Below are 17044 nucleotides of genomic sequence, written 5' to 3' on the forward strand. Positions count from 1 at the left end.
GATTGTATTTCAGCGCAAGATCTAGGTTCTCCAGTTTGACATTAAAATAGTCGGTTAAGCCGTCATAGGTGTCTTTGGCATAGCCGGACAGCATGATCATGAACACCAACACTAAAATGCCCAACCAGATATGGTCGCCGCCAATGATGAAAAGTCTTGTTGCAACCAGCGTCATAAAGGGGATTTCGTAGAGATAAAATGCGCGGCGAAATATGCCTAAGGATTTGACTGAGGCCGCAGACGCGCCCGCTGCAATTGCCATTTGCATGCCAAAATGGGCGGGGTTATCTGGGTTGAGGCTGAACGCCAAAAATAACCCCCAGCTGATACCAATAAAACCGATCAACGCATCGAGTTGATTTTCTAGGCTTTTGGTTGGCAGTTTGTTGGCAACCACTTTGATCGCGCGTTGCCCCAAAAGATAGAGCAACACGGGTGTGATGATGACTTCTAACAGGCCCCAGGCCATGATGACCGATTGCGGCAAAACCGGCAGCGCCAAGTAGATTAATACGAGCGACGAACCGATATGGCCCAAGAAAATCTTGTTGGGTGTTTTGGCAAACAAAGTGACACGATCAAGCTGAAATGTCTGATCGTGCATGGCTTCTCTTTCTTGCAGGCAGTATTGCTTTGGTGGATCGTATCCCTGGCGGAGCGCAGATGTAAACACGTACATCTGTATGAATTGTTTCAGCGTCTCAAACAATTATTCTGCTTCCATGTTCACCAACATAGAAAGCTGATTGATATGAAAAAGGCCGTGATGAAGTTGGCAGCGATGGGCAGTGTGGTTGTGCTAACGGCAGGATTTGCCAGTTCAGCCTATGCAGGTACCGCTGACTATTATTTTGCGCACAACGCGAGCACCTATAAACTCTACTCGCAAAGCAGTGCTTGTGGGGCAATTGGGTCGAATGGTTGTGTTGAGTTCGGAAAACTTTGCGGGCGCCAATATTATTCTCATGAATCAACGCTTAGTGTTGCGCTAGACAGATTAAAGCGCAATGACAGCGTCTATATTCGCGAGAATTGGGGTTCTTTTGACGTTGTTTGCACCGTGTCACCCTAGGGTCTGGACTGAATTGAGTTCTGACCCTAAATTGTACTCATTCGAACAGATTGAGTGCATGACGTTTTTTGCGCTTGATCCTTCGCAATGCAGGGCATTCGAATTTGGATATTCTTGCTCCATCTATTTGAGGGAGCAATGTGATGTCGATGCCTGAATTGATTGAAGTAACTGCCGAGAACGTTGAGAAAACACGGTTCTTTTGCAAGATGAGTGCAAAGGGTAAGCCGGGCTATGAACGGAAAATGGCTTGGTTGAAAAAACGCTTTAACGAAGGCTTACAAATGCGGTTGCTCGGGGACGGTGAGCGCGGTTTTGTTGAATATATTCCGGGTGATTTCGCTTGGCGCGGCATTGATAATGCCAGCCGTTATTTGGTGATCCATTGCCTTTGGGTTGTCGGTAAAAGCAAAGGCAAAGGCTTCGGCAAATACCTGTTACAGCATGTGATAGATCAGGCGAAACAAGAAGGCTATGCGGGTGTTGCCGCGCTCACAAGTTCTGGCAATTGGTTAATCAACAACAAGATTCTCAAAGCAGGGGGTTTTGAAAGCGTTGAACAAGTGAAGCCCTTTGACCTGATGGTCAAGCGATTTGATGAAAGTGTGGCGATCCCAAATATCGTCGGTGACTTCGAAAACAAGGCAAAACTGGTGCCAAGCGGCATGGCGGTTTATCGCACTGATCAATGCCCATATATTGATGATGCTGTGATCAATTGCAAAGCATTTGCGGATGAACGAGGTTGGGAATTCACACAAATTGAAATGGATAGCGCCGCTGATTTGCGCAAACTGTGTCCTACACCGTATGGCACATTTGCCATAACGCTTGACGGTAAATTTTTGTCCTACACATATATGCTGCGCAAAGATTTCGTAAAACTTGGGCTCTAGCAATTCGAGGCGGCGAGCTAGTGCTGCCGCCTCGACAATTGGGTTATCCCAATTCGCCTTGCACGAGCTGGTCAATTTCTTGGATCGTCTCAACACTGAGCGGACCAAATTGCAGTGCGCCTGCATTTTCTTGTGCCTGGGCGACGGTTCTGAACCCGGGAATGGGCAACGCCCTGTCGGCATGCGCCCAAATCCATCCAAGTGCACCCTGTGCTGTCGTGCGGCCACCAGTTTTGAGCAGTTCACGAATGCCTTCAAGCCGCGCTTGGGCATCGTCTGCATCCCGAACATTGCCCATCTTATTAAGCCAAGGCGCGCCGCCAGAGCGCACGTCGTCCTCACCAAAGCTATGGTTGATTTTGTAAGTGCCGCCCAACATGCCCATGGCCAATGGTGCGCGGTTGATCGACAGCATATTGTGTTGATCTACTATGGCGAGCGTTTCGGTTGCCGGTGTAAACAGGTTGAGGTCGTGCTGGATTGAGCGATAGTTTTTACCGCCGATCCATTGGCGTGAGTGGTTTGGGTGATCGCTCGACCAACCATAACCCCGGATTAGGCCTTCTTTAACAAGCTCTTCCAGAGCCGCCTGGGTTTCTTGGGCTTGTGCGCCATCCAGATCGTCAATGTGCAATTGATATAGATCGATCACATCGCGCTGCAAGCGACGCAGGGACGCTTGCACGGCTTTGCGGATGTAGCTGCGGTCCGCGCCTTTGCCCGTGATTTGCTTATTTTCTTCATTGAACTGATTGCCAAATTTGGTCGCAACAAATATATCGTTGCGGCCCTTGAGCGCTTCGCCAACGATCCTTTCGGAGTGGCCCGCGCCATAGACGTCGGCGGTATCAAAAAATTGGATACCCGCATCCAGGGCTGCCCCAATCGCTTGCTTTGACTCATTGTCGTCAACGACACCCCAACCAACGGGAATGGCGTCAGCCCAAAATGGGCCACCGATGGCCCAACAGCCAAAGCCCAGGCGTGGGATTGTTTCGCCGCTCCAAATTGTAATTGCTGGCTTGGTCATTGTGCGGCCTCGTTGGTTTGTTTTTCTAGGACGGAATTGTAGTAGGCGATTTTTTCGTTCAAATGATTTTCATACGCATCAAGTTCTGCGCGTTTTTGCGCCAACCGTTCACGGTGGCTTTCAAGCAATTCAATGCGGTCCGGAACCGTGTGATTGCCGTCTTGGACCAGACGGGTGAACGTTTCGGTTTCGGATAATGGCATACCCGTTCCACGCAGACAGGCGAGCAGACCCAACCACCCCACATCGTTTTCGGCATAATAGCGATGGCCTTTTTCGTCGCGTTTTGTCGAAAGGATCAGGCCACGTTTTTCATAGAACCGGATCGTATCGGGAGATAGACCGCTCTTTTTTCCTGCTTCACCAATATTCATCTGGTTACCCTCTTAATCTGACTATCTCAGTTCAATAGGGTGTTGGAGCTGCTCCAGGTCAAGAGCGCACGCAAAATTATTTTGGTGCGAGTTCGGGGGCGACAATGCGCATATGGGGGAAGGGGATTTCAACGCCCGCCTTGTCGAGGGCTTTCTTTCCAGCCTCATTGATGGCCATGCGGGTGTCCCAACTGTCTGAAGTGCGTGTCCAAGCACGCAACTCCAAATCCACCGAACTTGCGCCCAAATTCATGACATAAACAACAGGTTCAGGGGTACTCAACACGCGCTCATCAGCGCTTGCGACGTCTAAGAGCACTTTGCGCGCGAGGTCGATGTCGGCCTTATAGTCAATACCGACTTTAAATGTGAGCCGCCGCGTGAGTTCTTTGTTGTAGTTGGTGATTGTGGCGTCCCAGATCTTGGCGTTTGGCGTAAAGACAAAAAGGCCGTCTAGGGTGCGCAGGCGGGTTGCAAACAATCCAACGCGTTTTACAGTGCCACTCACCGCACTTGATTCAATATAGTCGCCCACATTAAACGGGCGTAACCAGATAATCATCACGCCAGCTGCAATGTTGGAAAGCGTGCCCTGCAACGCCAAAGCGATCGCCAAGCCCGCCGCACCAATTATGGCGATTATCGAAGCGGTCTGCACGCCAAGGCCACTTAAAGCAATCACAATCGCTGTAATGATGACCCCGTAGCGGACCAATTCGCCAAACATGGGCGCAACTGTGTCGTCAAAGGCTTTGGTGTTGGGTAGCAATTTCACGATGAGAGCTGCCAGCCATTTGCCTAAAATCCAGCCAAGGACGAGAACAACAAGCGCAATCAGAATGCTGGTGCCGTAGCCATTTACCCATTCAAGGGTGGCGGTTGTAAACTGTGGCAGTTCCATGGATATGAAATCCCTTTTGGATGATCTTGTTTGGTTTTGCCACTAACATGGACATGCAAGTTGTGAAGTCAAGCCAGGTTAAGGAAAAGACTTAAGCGACAGAGCGGGTCGGCTATAAAAGGCTTGCGAGTGCACATGCTGCTGCATACCGCGATGGGGTGAAATACCCTTCCTTGTGCAAAATATTGATCACAGCGATTGTCTTTCCATTTTTCACGATCGGTACGTTGACAATTGACCCGCAGCCTATTCGCTGGATCACATCAAGGTCTGGAAACTGATCGCCCATTTGGTCTGGGTGGTTGGCAACGAAGGGCTTTTGCGCTTCAATGACGTCTTGGAACCATTGGTTGATGATAATAGGTTTGGTGCCCGTTGTTGGATATGTGTCTTGATCAGACGAATATGACCGACGGGCCAGACCAGCGCTAAGGTCCAGTTCCATAATTGTTAATAGTATAAAGCCGGGTGACCGGCGCGCTGAACGGGCCAATTTTTCGTAAGCGCTTTGTGGATATTGGGTATCTAATTGGTCCGAAATCGGCAAAATTTGCTCCAAATATGTTGTTTTTACGATTTTTGGTCGCGTTTGCTTGCAGTTTGGTTTAAGCGAACCGAATTGCGTTTTTTGAAAATACGTCTTTGAGAATCAATGCGTATTTAGGGAGCTGGAGGCGCTGGTGTAAACACACATTTGCACTTGCGAGGGAACGACGGGCAGGAATAGCTGACATGATCAATGCCAACTTAGATCAAACAATGGAATTTATGGCCTCGGATGCTGGGCTGCGCCGTCAGCAAAAATCTGGGTCACCGCTGGTTGGCGCGCTTATTCGTGAACGACGGCGTGCCATGAATATGACGCTCAAAGAGTTGGGAAAGCTGGCGAATTTGTCGGTTGGTTTTTTGTCGCAGGTCGAACGCGACCAAGCCACACCATCACTTGGCGCGCTGTCGATGATTTCTAAAGGGTTGGATGTGGAGATGGAGTTCTTCGTCTCATCCCCAGCCGTACATCGTGGCCGCACAAGGCAGGGAGAGCGTGAAAGCTTCTCTGTCGATGATTCTTCCCTTAGATACGAGCGCTTGGGTGCAGACTTTGCGGGCAAAGCCTTATCTTCATTCATCATTGCGGTCCCTGCCGGCTACAAGTCGGAGCAAGTGAGCCATGAAGGCGAAGAGATAATCTATATTCTTGAAGGTGAAGTGGTGACTTATGTTGAGAATGAGAAAGTCATTCTTGGGGTCGGCGACAGTCTTCACTTCCGCTCAACGCGCACCCATAGCTGGGAAAATGTACGTGATGGTGTTTGCCGCATTCTGTGGACAGGCACAGTCCCGATTTTTAGAAATGGTGCCTCGGCAAAGTAGATTTTGCTGGTCGTTTGCGCTTAGGTATTGTTGGTTGCAAATTAGGTCGTGTATTGGTATTTGATGGGTATGGTGCGCATTGAGTTGGTGATTCCAATCGCGAACTGATGTGCTCACAAGCAATTCAAGAGGGTGCCCTGCTTATGACTAGCCTTGATGAGACAACTCGACCGGACTTGATCGTGTTCCTCAAGACTGCACTCGAGCGCCCTGGCGTCCGGTATGAGCTGTTGGCGGAAGCCTTACGGCAGGCCATCATGAACGGCATACTGACCGCCGGAGAGTTTTTGCTGGCCGAGCGGGAACTTTCTGAAAAGCTAGGGTTAAGCCGCGTCACAATTCGCCGTGCTTTCAAACCGTTGCTTGATGCTGGTCAATTGGTGCAAAAACGAGGTCTGGGGACATATGTACCGCGCAATCGGCCGCAATCGCTTGAAAAGTCGTTGAAATTTCTCAATGGATTTTCCGAAGATATCCGAAATCGCGGTATGGAGCCAAGTTCGCAATTGGTGTTCAAGGGGCTTGTGGCCCCAATCGCTGAAGTAAGTGAAGCGTTGGGCGTTGCCCCCCATATGCGTGTTTCGTGTTTTCGTCGCATAAGATATGCGGACGGGAGCATCATGGCATATGAACACGCCTATTTCCCGCTTGAGGCAATTGATGCTGATGCCGTTGAAGAGGGTGACAGCCTATATGCGCATCTGGATGCGCGCGGCTTTAGGCCAGTTAAAGCGCGGCAATCGATTAAAGCGACCAACTGCGACAAAGAATTGGGTGGCTATTTGGGCGTTGAAAAGGGGTCTGCGATCCTTGATATGGAGCGGACCTCGTTTGATCGCAGCGGCAAGCCAGTGGAATTCACACATTCCTATTATCGGGGCGACCGCTACATCTATTCAACCGATGTTGGCGATGACATCTAAATAATACAAACGACCAGAGCGGCTATGTATCGCTTTGGCGTTTAAAGTTCACAATCATCACATGGAGCAATTCCCTTGCGTCTTGTTATTCTTCCAAACTCTGACGACGTGGCAGAATTCGCCTGCGATTTGTTTGCGCGTCAACTTACTCAAAACCCAAAAAGTGTTTTGGGGCTGGCCACCGGTTCTTCCCCCACATCAATGTATAAAAAGCTGATTTCTCGTCAAAATGCTGGCGAATTCAGTTTTGCGCAGGCGACAAGTTTTAACTTGGACGAATATGTTGGGTTAAGCGGCGCTCACAATCAAAGCTATCGCTATTTCATGAATGAGCAGTTGTTTGATCATATTGATATCGATCATAAACGTACTTTTGTGCCAAATGGAATTGCGCGGAACCCCAATGATGAATGTATGCGCTACGAGGAGATGATTGCGCTTGCTGGGGGCATCGATTTGCAATTGTTGGGCATCGGCATCAATGGCCATATTGGGTTTAACGAACCGCTATCAAGTCTTGCATCACGCACACGGGTCAAGACGCTTACAAAATCGACGATTGAGGCAAATTCTCGCTTTTTTGGACCGGATGAGCGCCAACCGACAGACGCAATGACCATGGGCATCGGCACGATATTGGACGCCAAGCAAGCGGTGTTGTTGGCAACGGGCAAGCACAAGGCTGAAGCCGTGAAGGGATGTGTTGAGGGCCCCGTATCCGCCTCGTGCCCAGCATCTGCGTTGCAGTTGCATGAGCATGCAATTGTTGTTGTAGACGAAGCGGCTGCTGAATTGTTGAACATGAAAGATTATGCGATTTGGGCGGAGACACGCCACCAGGCGCTGGAGCAGATTTAGGCATTGCTGCGGCTTTGCATGTTAAGCAATTGGAAACCCCGTTCTCAAAAGAGGGCGGGGTTTGTTGTTTCGAATTTACTTCAAATTATTCCTTTTAGGGCTCTTATTCATCGAGTTTTGAAGTTCACAATGCAGTAGCGTGAAGCGCTATACTCTTAGAGGCGAACCAGTTTGTCATGGCAGATATGACCGCAAAAATGATGACCAACAATTTAGCTGATCCCGTTACGGTTGATCCATTTGAGTTGGTAATGATCTCGCCGCAGCAATGGGATCAAAAAGCGCATCTATTTGATAATATTTGCCAAGAACAAATGAATGTGTTTGCAGCAGAGCGTTGGCCGCAGATGAACATTGATTGCCTGCATTTCAAACTGGGGGACCAGTTGGTTGCTGGTTGTTTGATGATGCACCGTTCAGCGCCATTGGGCTTGGGTGGTTTGGCTGTCTGCAAATGGGGGCCAGTGATTTTGGACGCCGCTGCTGAAAATGCAGAGCTGATACATGATCAAGTCATCGAAATGCTGGTGCAAAAATATGCGGTGTCATCGCGGATGATGCTTTCCATTTTGCCGCGCCCACGGCCCGCTGAAAGCAATTTTGCTGCAGAGCAATTATTGGCTCGCAATTTTAAGCCTGGATCTGGTTTGCCCTATCCGAACCGATATTTCGTCAATGTACATGTTGACGATGATGAAATGCGCGCAAGTTTTGGCCAGAAGTGGCGTTCTCATTTGAAGAAGAGCGAGAAAAACGGCCTTGAATTTGAGCATTGCGATATGTCGCGATTGCCGGTTTTTTATGAGCTTTACCGGGCGATGACGGATCGTAAGCAGTTTCCAGACTATTCAGCCTTTGATTCATTGCATCACTTGATGGACAATATCGAAGACAGCGCGCGCCCAGAGCTATTTTTGGTTCATCACGAGGGTGAGCCGGTTGCGGGTGGTATTATTTTTACCGCAGGTGACACAGCGGTCTATTTATACGGTGCGACCAACGATCAAGCGCTGCCGTTGCGGGCTGGATATTTTATGCATTGGGAAATCATGCGCTGGTTGGCGCGCCAAGACCGGATCAAGTGGTATGATCTTGGCGGTACGGACGGGTTTTTGGGGCTACATCAGTTTAAAAATGGCATGGTTGGTAAAGCTGGTGTTGTGTCTACCGTGCCAAAAGTGATGAATTATGCGCACTGGATGCTGCCACGTTTGTTGGGCAACGGGCTGTTTTTGGTCCGCGATGTTAAAGCCCAAGTCATGCGCTGGATAAAGTCGCGCAAGTCTGCAGGGCCTAACGCCTAGCTCTTTGTGTCTCATTGATCGCAAGGACCGAGGAAACGGTGGAGACCGCGTACGGTACCAAAAATGTGAAAATGATCTTTGTGACGTCGCCGGACGATAACGAGCCCACCATCATCTTGTCGAAATAATTGATGATGGCAATGATGACCCCAACGATTATGGCCATGATTGCTGCACGCCTCACAACTGCCGGTCTATAAGCTTTTTGGACAAAGTCAATCACGATCAATCTCCCTCATTTTTTTGAAAATATTCGCTTTAAGTTTTGCTTGAGGCGACCAAATCGGCCTTGCACAATAAATGGTTTGTAGCCGGGGATGGTTTTTTCCGTTGCGATTTCAAAAATCATATAATCTTCGCCAAAAATATGCTTTTCAAGCCGTGCCACTTCTGTCCAGCCAAAGCGTTTGAGTATGATCAAAGCCGTACGATTGTCCGAGCGGGTAAATGTGGACAGTTTGTGCCAATTGCCATTGTCGAAATATTGTTTGAAGAAATTATTGCCGACAATGGCGAGTTTTGAATTGCGAAACCTTGGCAAGATGTACGACCAATAAAGGAACACAACGCCGTTATCGGGACCTGAAATCATAAACCCGGCGCGTTCGCCATTTTTGCGTAAGACCAGCAGGTGATGCGGGTCATAATCAAAAAGCGCCCGCACGAAGTTGGCGCTCACCCGCTGTTTCTCAAATGCCTTGAACTCATCATTGTAAAAATCAAGTTCATCAATGGCTTGGTGGACATTGGCCAATAACCAATCCAGATCGGCGCGTCCGGCCGGGCCTGCGGTATCGGTTGGCAATTGTTCTTCTGCTGTCATATCTTGATAAATCTCTGCTTAGAATTGTTGTGCGAAATGTAGCGCTTTGACCTTTCAGATTGGTTTCTTTGCGAATACTGTCGCAAATATGGTGCTTTTATGGGCAACAGGACCAAAAAGATGCCAACAGATATTGACCCAGCGCAGTCAACCCTTTAGCCATTTGAGCACGGTGTTGTGGGGACAACGTGTGACGGTGTGTTTTTCGTCGCCGACCGTAAGTCCGGCAGAAATGCCCTAGTTAGTAGACTTTAAAATGAGGAGGAGTGGCGCCATGAGTGACGGCATTTATCAACCACCAAAAGAGATTGTCTCCAACGCCCTAATCGATGCAGACAAATACAAAGAAATGTATGCGCGTTCGGTCAATGACCCTGATGGTTTTTGGGGCGATGCGGCGAAACGCCTTGATTGGATGCGGGAGCCAACAAAGATCAAAAACACGAGTTTTGATCAGGCTGATTTGTCCATCAAATGGTATGAAGATGGTGAGCTGAATGTTTCGGTGAACTGCATCGATCGCCATTTGCCAAGCCGCGCGGATCAAACCGCACTGATTTGGGAAGGTGATGAACCTGGCACGGATATGCACATCACTTATGCGCAATTGCACCGTCGGGTATCCCGATTTGGCAATGTGTTGCGCAGCCTTGGTGTGCAAAAAGGCGACCGGGTTACGATCTATTTGCCGATGATCCCTGAAGCGGCATATGCGATGTTGGCTTGCGCGCGTATCGGTGCGGTGCATTCAATCGTGTTCGCCGGGTTCTCGCCAGAAGCCCTTGCAGGGCGCATCACAGATTGTAAATCAACGGTGGTGATTACGGCTGATGAAGGTCGGCGTGGTGGCAAAACCATTCCCTTGAAAGCCAATGTGGATGAGGCGGCAAAACACGCACTGGGCATTGAAAAAGTTCTGGTCGTCGAGAATACGGGCAGTCAAATTGCCATGAAAGGTGGGCGCGACATTTGGTGGCATGAAGCCGCAACGGACGCAGATGAGTTTTGTAAACCTGAGCGCATGAATGCCGAAGACCCGCTATTTATTCTTTATACATCGGGTTCAACGGGCACACCAAAGGGTGTGTTGCACACAACTGGCGGTTATCTTGTTTATGCGGCGATGACCCATGAATACACGTTCGACTACCATGATGGTGATATTTTTTGGTGTACGGCGGATGTGGGTTGGGTTACCGGGCATAGCTACATTATCTATGGGCCGTTGGCCAATGGCGCGACGTCACTGATGTTTGAAGGTGTGCCAAACTATCCAGATGCTTCACGGTTCTGGCAAGTTTGCGAAAAGCATAAAGTCAATCAGTTCTATACCGCACCAACGGCCATTCGCGCCTTGATGGGCGCGGGCAATCAGTATGTTGAAAAGTGTGACCTTTCATCCTTACGTATTCTTGGCACAGTGGGTGAGCCGATCAACCCGGAAGCTTGGAACTGGTACAATGAAGTTGTTGGTAAAGGTAGGTGCCCGATTGTTGATACATGGTGGCAAACCGAAACGGGTGGACATCTTTTAACGCCATTGCCCGGCGCAATTGCGACTAAACCAGGCTCTGCCACATTGCCGTTCTTTGGCGTACAGCCTGTTATTCTTGACCCAACCACGGGAAAAGAAATCACGACAATCGAAGCCGAAGGTGTGTTGTGCATCAAGGACAGCTGGCCGGGGCAAATGCGCTCGATCTATGGTGATCATGTTCGGTTCGCAAAGACATATTTCTCGGACTATAAAGGCTATTACTTCTCGGGTGACGGCTGTCGACGTGACAAGGATGGCTACTATTGGATCACCGGCCGTGTGGATGATGTGCTGAACGTTTCTGGACATCGGATGGGTACAGCGGAAATTGAGAGTGCACTCGTTGCGCATCCTAAAGTCTCTGAATCTGCGGTGGTTGGTTACCCGCACAACGTTAAAGGGCAGGGTATATATTGTTATGTCACCTTGATGGCGGGTGAAGAGCAAAGCGACGCGCTTAAGGTTGAATTGCGCAACTGGGTCCGAAAAGAGATCGGTCCGATTGCTTCACCTGACCTGATGCAATTCGCACCGGGATTGCCCAAAACCCGATCTGGCAAAATCATGCGTCGTATCTTGCGCAAAGTTGCCGAGAATGATTATGGCGCTCTTGGCGATATTTCAACATTAGCAGATCCAAGTGTTGTCGATGACTTGATCGAAAATCGTCAAAACAGATAGATAGTTGCCGATTTGCATTTTTGGGCGTCGCTGATTGAGTTGGTGACGCCCAATTTTTTTAACGGTTTCTTAAGTCAATATGTTGGTTTTCTTGCCTGTTAACTATTGCTTTTGATGTTGCTACGAGAATGGGGGAAATTACCTATTTCAACCTCAGGTGGCAAAAATGCACTTCAATAGATTATCAATGGCGATAATGTTTGCCCTGTTGTCCACACTTGGCGCATTTGCGGGCGAATGGAAAGTTGATAAACTGCGCGGCTCAGTCTTATATTTGGTTGACGGCGAATGGCAACAATTAGAGCGCGGCGAGACCATTTCGGAATATACGTCGATCCGCACGACAAAATACGCGCGCGTTTTTCTTGTCCGCGGAAACGAAAGTATGAGCATAGGCGCGGACACATGGATCAAAATATCAGACCCTGACGGTGCCACCCGCACAATCATTACCCAGAATTTCGGTGAATTGATTGTGGATGTCGAAAAAAGAAATGTTGAGCATTTCGAAGTGCGCACACCTTTGCTCGCTGCTGTTGTAAAAGGTACCAAATTCAAAGTTGTGGCTCGTAACGGCCAAGCCAGTGTGGCTGTGCTTCGTGGCGTGGTTCAAGTATCCGACAACTCTCGCCGCTTCAAAGTCGACGTGAAGCCGAACCAATCTGCAAGTTCAGACGATACAGGCGAAAATCCACTATCGGTTACGGGCCGTGGTGAAATTGAAGAGATCGTTGATACCCAAACTGGCAATGCCGTAAAGGGTTTGGAGATTGCTGCGCTGGTCAGTAAAGCCAACCATAATGGCAATGGAAACGCCGGCAATCACGAAAATGGGAATTCTGGCAATAACGGCAATGGCAATGGAAACTCCGACAATAACAGCAACTCCGGCAATTCCGGCAATAGTGGAAATAACGGCAATGGCAACGGGAACGCTGGCAATAGCGAAAACGGGAATTCCGGTAATAATGGAAATGGCAACGGGAACGCTGGCAATAGCGAAAACGGCAATTCCGGTAATAATGGAAATGGCAATGGGAACGCTGGCAACAACGGCAATTCCGCCAACAATGGAAATGGCAACGGGAACTCGGGCAAGAACGGTTAGAACTGGGTCTCGCCAGTTGGTCTAGGTTTCGTGTGACCAAATACATAAAGGCGTCAAGGCTTTGTCTTGGCGCCTTTTTAATGTCTCGTTTACGCCAAATGTGGTTTTACCCGCGCGTTAATCGCTTTGTTTACCTCGACCGCCGACAATATGGGTAAGCCCGACTATCGGGAAAAATCACATTTGCAGGGGCCAGAAATGATGAAGCAAATCTTTAGTATCATCCTCGTGATCGTTGCTATGAGCAGCGCAGCATTGGCCGATGAATGGGTCGCCAAAAAACTGCGCGGTGGCGTTTTTGTTTTCCAAAGCGGCGAGTGGGTTCAAATACAACGTGGACATGTTGTTTCAGATGATAGTGCAATTCAGACTGCAAAAGGCGCGCGCGTCCTTTTTGCGCGGGGCACAGAAACTATTGATATTCGGGGGGACACCCGAATTCGCATTTCAGACAAAGAGGGTGCCAAACGGACAGTGGTCTCGCAGGATTTCGGCACGATAACCGTTGATGTTGAAAAGCGGAATGTGCAGCATTTTGAAGTGCGCGCCCCTTTGTTAGCGGCTGTGGTGAAGGGAACTAAGTTCACCGTGACGTCCAATAATGGTGCAGCTTCAATTGACGTTGAGCGCGGTCGTGTGGAAGCGCGGGACGAAAAGACTGGCATGAAGGTGGATGTTAAACCTCGTCAAAAGGTCAACTTAAACATGAGCGATAAGCCTGTTTTGAGTGTTGAAGGGCAGGGCGCAAAGGAACCTATTCGATCAACCGCCACCAACAAGATTTTGTCAGTTAAAGAGATTGTGAAAAAAGTCGAGAAAGCACGGCCAAATGCGCCAATTAAACTGGCGGCATTGGAAAAGGTTGCCGATCAACAAGGTGCATCGCTGACAAAAGCTGATCGCAACGATGCTATTGAACAAGAACTTAAAGCCGCACAGAAATCTGGTGATGTGAAATCACAAGACGCGGCAAAGGCTGGAGCAGAAGCAGAACAAGCCAAAGCGGAAAAGAAGGCGGCGGATCAGGCGCTAAAAGACGCGAAGAAAAGTGGCGACGAGGCATCGATAGCTGCTGCAGAAAAAGCCGCCAAGGATGCTGCTGCCAATGACAAAGCAGCCAAGGATGCCGCCAAAGATGCGGATAAAGCAGCCAAGGACGCCGCCAAAGATGCGGATAAAGCAGAAAAGGATGCTGAAAAGGCTGCAGATAAAGCTGAAAAGGACGCGGCTAAAGATGAAGACTCTGGTGGCGCAGTAGACGAGGTGTTGGACAGCGTTGCCAGTGTTCTTGGTGGTGACAAGAAAGACAAGAAAGACAAATAGGACGGTGACTAATTAGAATCCGTGCCTTGTTTTTGCCAGTTAAGGGCGTCGTAACGCAATTGTTGCATTATGACGCCCTAGTTTTATGTTTAGATGAGTAGCCTTGCTTCATGCGCCCATCCCTGAAAAATTTCGCTGCGATTTTTCTGCTGGGGATTGCTGCGTTCTTGGCCAGCCAAAGCGGTTTTTTTAGCGGCATCGACAATACATTTAAAGAGTGGCGGTTTGAGCAGCACAAGGTTGACACCTCTGGGGAGATCGTCTTCGTCGATATTGACGCCCGCAGCTTGCAGCAAGTTGGTCAGTGGCCATGGCCACGATGGGTTTATGCCGGCGTTCTTGATAAACTGGTTGAGTTTGGTGCATTTGAGATTGCGTTTGATGTAGATTTTTCCAGTCGTTCCAGCCCTGAAAACGACCAAACGTTTGCTGATGCATTGGACCGCGCTGGCGGTTTTACGTATTTGGCTGCCTTGCAACAAGTGGGGTTTGATACAAACGGCCAACTTGAGTTGATCACAAGCTTGCCCTTGCCGCTTTTTCGCGACTTTTCAGAAATGGCATTGGTGAATGTTGAAACGGGTAGTGATGGTCTGGTTTGGGATTTTACCAAATATGGCATGATTGAGGATCGCTTAATTCCATCTTTGCCGACAGTTTTTTCACCAAAACCGGAAAAATCCAACAAGAATTTTTACTATATTGATTATGCGCTGGACGTATCTCAAATCGACAGAATTTCGCTGATAGATTTGTTGGGCGGGCAAGTTGATCCCAATCGTGTTGAAGGAAAAAAAGTCATTGTCGGCGCATCAGCGCTGGAGCTGGGTGATCTGCTGGAAGTGCCAAGATATGGCAGAATTCCCGGGCCATTGGTGCAGGTGCTTGCCGCCGAAACCAGACTTCAGAACCGTGAACTATTTGATGGTGGGGCGACGTTCGCGTGGCTGTTTTTCTTGGTATTTGCTTTTTTTGTAGCAAGGTTGCGGCGGCCACCAATAATTCTATTGGCGTTTGTCTTCATCGGTGTTGCGCTGCTCGTCGAATTTAGTGCAGCCGTCGCCCAAGCGTATTTGTTGATCCTTTCACAGACTTTCTGGTTTCATGTGGCTTTGGCACTGACCTACGTTCTAAAAGTTCTTGAGGCGATGGATATTCAACGGCTAATTGTCCGCCGCGTTTCGGGTGAAAATTCGCGCATGCAAACAATACTCGACCGGGTGATTGCGGACAATTTTGACGGGGTTGTCATTATTGATAACGAACTCGAAATTCTTGCAGCTAGTGGGCCTGCACAGCAAATATTGGGGCTCGGGCAATCTTTAGTCGGGTCTAGCAGTTCAATCTTGCCCAAGAAACTATTTCAAGATGTCGTTGCGGCACTGGATCAGGCAAAAAGGCAGCAAGAGCGCCCGTCAACGCCGGAAACATATGTGTTGGGTCATGGTGAATCCGGCGAGCATGAATTGGTCATTGAATATTCGGTTACCGTGTCACGTATAAGCAAATTGGATGACATAAACGCAAAAAATAGCGTTGATGATTTTGTTGCTTGTCTGACATTCAGGGACATTACCCATCGCCACAATCACCAAAAGCGCATGGACTATTTGGCAAACCATGATCAATTAACAGGCGCTTTCACGCGTCCTCGCCTTGAAGAAGAAGTTGCGGCATTTATTGGGGAAAGCGCATCCAATCAGCAACCGCTGATGCTGGTGTTGCTGGATTTGGATCGATTTAAGAACATTAATGAGACGCTTGGCCATGCGGCGGGCGATGGTGTGCTGATAGAAGCCGCCAAACGCATGAGCGATTTTGGTTTGTACTGTGTTTCCCGGTTGGGCGCAGACAGATTTGCTGCGGCATTTCCACAGCTGATGACAGTTGAAGAACTCAATGTTTTTGCCGAAAAACTGATAACCGCTATGACCAAGCCATATACCTTTAACGGTCATCGGGCCTTGATTGGCGTCAGCATTGGCATGACCGACACCAATAATTCAGGCTTCCAGCCCGATGTGTTGATCTCACACGCAGATATGGCATTGTCCGAAGCCAAGGATATACCGGGCAATAGCTATTTCTTGTTTAAACCCGAGCTTAATGACCGTATCCACGAACGCCAGCGTGTCGAAATGGCCTTGTTGGATGCCGTCGCCCATGACCAGCTCTATCTTCAATATCAGCCGCAAGTGGACATGATTACAGGCCTGTGCGTTGGCGCAGAGGCCCTTGTGCGTTGGCAACATCCTGAGATGGGCACGGTGCACCCTGATAGGTTTATTTCTGTTGCTGAAGACAGTGGCATGATTATTGAAATCGGCCGCTGGGTGCTTGAAAAGGCATGTATCGACGCGATGGAATGGCCAAAGCCGGGCAAATTGGCGGTGAATGTTTCTGCCGTCCAATTTGAGTATGGCGATGTCGTTGCCGCGATCAAACACGCGCTCGAAATTTCCAAACTCCCTGTTGATCGGTTAGACATTGAAATCACCGAGAGCGTGTTTGTTACCAAGCAGGACAAGTTCATTCAAACACTCAATGAAATCGTCGAGTTGGGGGTTGGTGTTGCGTTGGATGATTTTGGCACCGGCTATTCATCCTTGAGTTATCTCAGCCGTTTGCCGGTTGATAAAGTCAAAATTGATCGGTCGTTCGTGAAAAACCTGCCCGATGACGAGCAGTCCATGGCAATCGTGCAGTCGGTACTGTCATTGTCCTCGGCGATGAATAAACGTGTTGTTGCGGAGGGCATTGAAACCGCTGAACAAGCCTGGGTGCTGCGTTTGGCTGGTTGTGGCATTGGGCAAGGCTTTTTGTTTGGTCGACCGCAATCCAAT

17 protein-coding genes are annotated in these 17044 nt (G+C 49.0%); 10 read left to right on the top strand and 7 right to left on the bottom strand.

The annotated features are described in order from the left end of the window. On the bottom strand, positions 1-604 hold a 604-nt coding region (locus ACJAZW_RS12405), incomplete at its 3' end, for a hypothetical protein (RefSeq protein ID WP_415158546.1). Positions 605-751: 147 nt separating this feature from the next. Here ACJAZW_RS12405 and ACJAZW_RS12410 point away from each other — a divergent pair. Together ACJAZW_RS12410 and ACJAZW_RS12415 are read left to right on the top strand one after the other, a co-directional pair. Continuing rightward, entirely contained in the window at positions 752-1072 is a 321-nt protein-coding gene (locus ACJAZW_RS12410; protein ID WP_415158548.1) for a hypothetical protein, read from the top strand. 143 nt (positions 1073-1215) lie between these two features. After that, positions 1216-1968 carry a GNAT family N-acetyltransferase gene (locus tag ACJAZW_RS12415; protein WP_415158550.1) on the top strand — a complete coding sequence of 251 codons (753 nt, stop codon included), beginning with the start codon at positions 1216-1218 and terminating at the stop codon, positions 1966-1968. Positions 1969-2011: 43 nt separating this feature from the next. Here the strand turns inward: ACJAZW_RS12415 and ACJAZW_RS12420 are convergent, their stop codons facing one another. The 4 genes from ACJAZW_RS12420 to ACJAZW_RS12435 form a co-directional block, all read right to left on the bottom strand. Next, a complete protein-coding gene (locus ACJAZW_RS12420) occupies positions 2012-2998 on the bottom strand; it encodes an aldo/keto reductase (RefSeq protein ID WP_415158552.1) in 987 nt (328 codons plus the stop codon). Then, positions 2995-3372, bottom strand: a complete 378-nt coding sequence (locus ACJAZW_RS12425; protein WP_415158554.1) for a MerR family transcriptional regulator — start codon at positions 3370-3372, stop codon at positions 2995-2997. The genes ACJAZW_RS12420 and ACJAZW_RS12425 overlap by 4 nt, the downstream gene beginning before the upstream one ends. A 76-nt stretch (positions 3373-3448) precedes the next feature. Next, positions 3449-4273, bottom strand: a complete 825-nt coding sequence (locus ACJAZW_RS12430; RefSeq protein WP_415158556.1) for a mechanosensitive ion channel family protein — start codon at positions 4271-4273, stop codon at positions 3449-3451. A 112-nt stretch (positions 4274-4385) separates the two neighbouring features. Next, positions 4386-4820: a GAF domain-containing protein gene (locus ACJAZW_RS12435; protein ID WP_415158558.1), complete on the bottom strand. Its 435-nt coding sequence runs from the start codon at positions 4818-4820 to the stop codon at positions 4386-4388. Between the two features lie 185 nt (positions 4821-5005). Here ACJAZW_RS12435 and ACJAZW_RS12440 point away from each other — a divergent pair, with 185 nt between their 5' ends. From ACJAZW_RS12440 to ACJAZW_RS12455, 4 genes are all read left to right on the top strand, one after another. Further along, positions 5006-5644: a helix-turn-helix domain-containing protein gene (locus ACJAZW_RS12440; RefSeq protein WP_415158560.1), complete on the top strand. Its 639-nt coding sequence runs from the start codon at positions 5006-5008 to the stop codon at positions 5642-5644. 143 nt (positions 5645-5787) lie between these two features. Continuing rightward, the gene (locus tag ACJAZW_RS12445) at positions 5788-6567 is read left to right on the top strand and encodes a GntR family transcriptional regulator (protein ID WP_415158562.1); all 780 of its coding nucleotides are present in this window, start codon (positions 5788-5790) and stop codon (positions 6565-6567) included. 75 nt (positions 6568-6642) lie between these two features. After that, positions 6643-7425: a glucosamine-6-phosphate deaminase gene (nagB, locus tag ACJAZW_RS12450; protein ID WP_415158564.1), complete on the top strand. Its 783-nt coding sequence runs from the start codon at positions 6643-6645 to the stop codon at positions 7423-7425. A gap of 176 nt (positions 7426-7601) precedes the next feature. Continuing rightward, the gene (locus ACJAZW_RS12455; protein ID WP_415158566.1) at positions 7602-8729 is read left to right on the top strand and encodes a lipid II:glycine glycyltransferase FemX; all 1128 of its coding nucleotides are present in this window, start codon (positions 7602-7604) and stop codon (positions 8727-8729) included. On the opposite strand, the gene ACJAZW_RS12460 is transcribed toward ACJAZW_RS12455, so the two are convergent. Next, the gene (locus ACJAZW_RS12460; protein ID WP_415158568.1) at positions 8719-8952 is read right to left on the bottom strand and encodes a hypothetical protein; all 234 of its coding nucleotides are present in this window, start codon (positions 8950-8952) and stop codon (positions 8719-8721) included. The two genes, ACJAZW_RS12455 and ACJAZW_RS12460, sit on opposite strands and share 11 nt — an antisense overlap. Before the next feature lie 12 nt (positions 8953-8964). Continuing rightward, the gene (locus tag ACJAZW_RS12465) at positions 8965-9552 is read right to left on the bottom strand and encodes a GNAT family N-acetyltransferase (RefSeq protein ID WP_415158570.1); all 588 of its coding nucleotides are present in this window, start codon (positions 9550-9552) and stop codon (positions 8965-8967) included. Positions 9553-9826: 274 nt separating this feature from the next. Between ACJAZW_RS12465 and acs the strand changes: the two genes are divergently transcribed. The 4 genes from acs to ACJAZW_RS12485 form a co-directional block, all read left to right on the top strand. Beyond that, entirely contained in the window at positions 9827-11770 is a 1944-nt protein-coding gene (gene acs / locus ACJAZW_RS12470; protein WP_415158572.1) for an acetate--CoA ligase, read from the top strand. 166 nt (positions 11771-11936) lie between these two features. Next, complete coding sequence (locus tag ACJAZW_RS12475; protein WP_415158574.1) at positions 11937-12878, top strand: FecR domain-containing protein; 942 nt, start codon at positions 11937-11939, stop codon at positions 12876-12878. A gap of 198 nt (positions 12879-13076) precedes the next feature. After that, positions 13077-14201 (top strand): FecR domain-containing protein, encoded by a 1125-nt coding sequence (locus ACJAZW_RS12480; protein WP_415158576.1) that lies wholly within the window; start codon positions 13077-13079, stop codon positions 14199-14201. Positions 14202-14311: 110 nt separating this feature from the next. Next, a partial coding sequence (locus tag ACJAZW_RS12485) for an EAL domain-containing protein (protein WP_415158578.1) occupies positions 14312-17044 on the top strand: 2733 nt, incomplete at its 3' end.

Source organism: Maritalea sp. (assembly GCF_047634455.1).
Classification (GTDB): Bacteria; Pseudomonadota; Alphaproteobacteria; order Rhizobiales; family Devosiaceae; genus Maritalea.

Bases quoted from the DNA above. Each gene is read 5' to 3' on its own strand.
- ACJAZW_RS12410 (WP_415158548.1), top strand. From the start codon at position 752: ATGAAAAAGGCCGTGATGAAGTTGGCAGCGATGGGCAGTGTGGTTGTG.
- ACJAZW_RS12415 (WP_415158550.1), top strand. From the start codon at position 1,216: ATGTCGATGCCTGAATTGATTGAAGTAACTGCCGAGAACGTTGAGAAA.
- ACJAZW_RS12420 (WP_415158552.1), bottom strand. From the start codon at position 2,998: ATGACCAAGCCAGCAATTACAATTTGGAGCGGCGAAACAATCCCACGC.
- ACJAZW_RS12425 (WP_415158554.1), bottom strand. From the start codon at position 3,372: ATGAATATTGGTGAAGCAGGAAAAAAGAGCGGTCTATCTCCCGATACG.
- ACJAZW_RS12430 (WP_415158556.1), bottom strand. From the start codon at position 4,273: ATGGAACTGCCACAGTTTACAACCGCCACCCTTGAATGGGTAAATGGC.
- ACJAZW_RS12440 (WP_415158560.1), top strand. From the start codon at position 5,006: ATGATCAATGCCAACTTAGATCAAACAATGGAATTTATGGCCTCGGAT.
- ACJAZW_RS12445 (WP_415158562.1), top strand. From the start codon at position 5,788: ATGACTAGCCTTGATGAGACAACTCGACCGGACTTGATCGTGTTCCTC.
- ACJAZW_RS12455 (WP_415158566.1), top strand. From the start codon at position 7,602: ATGGCAGATATGACCGCAAAAATGATGACCAACAATTTAGCTGATCCC.
- ACJAZW_RS12465 (WP_415158570.1), bottom strand. From the start codon at position 9,552: ATGACAGCAGAAGAACAATTGCCAACCGATACCGCAGGCCCGGCCGGA.
- acs (WP_415158572.1), top strand. From the start codon at position 9,827: ATGAGTGACGGCATTTATCAACCACCAAAAGAGATTGTCTCCAACGCC.
- ACJAZW_RS12475 (WP_415158574.1), top strand. From the start codon at position 11,937: ATGCACTTCAATAGATTATCAATGGCGATAATGTTTGCCCTGTTGTCC.
- ACJAZW_RS12480 (WP_415158576.1), top strand. From the start codon at position 13,077: ATGATGAAGCAAATCTTTAGTATCATCCTCGTGATCGTTGCTATGAGC.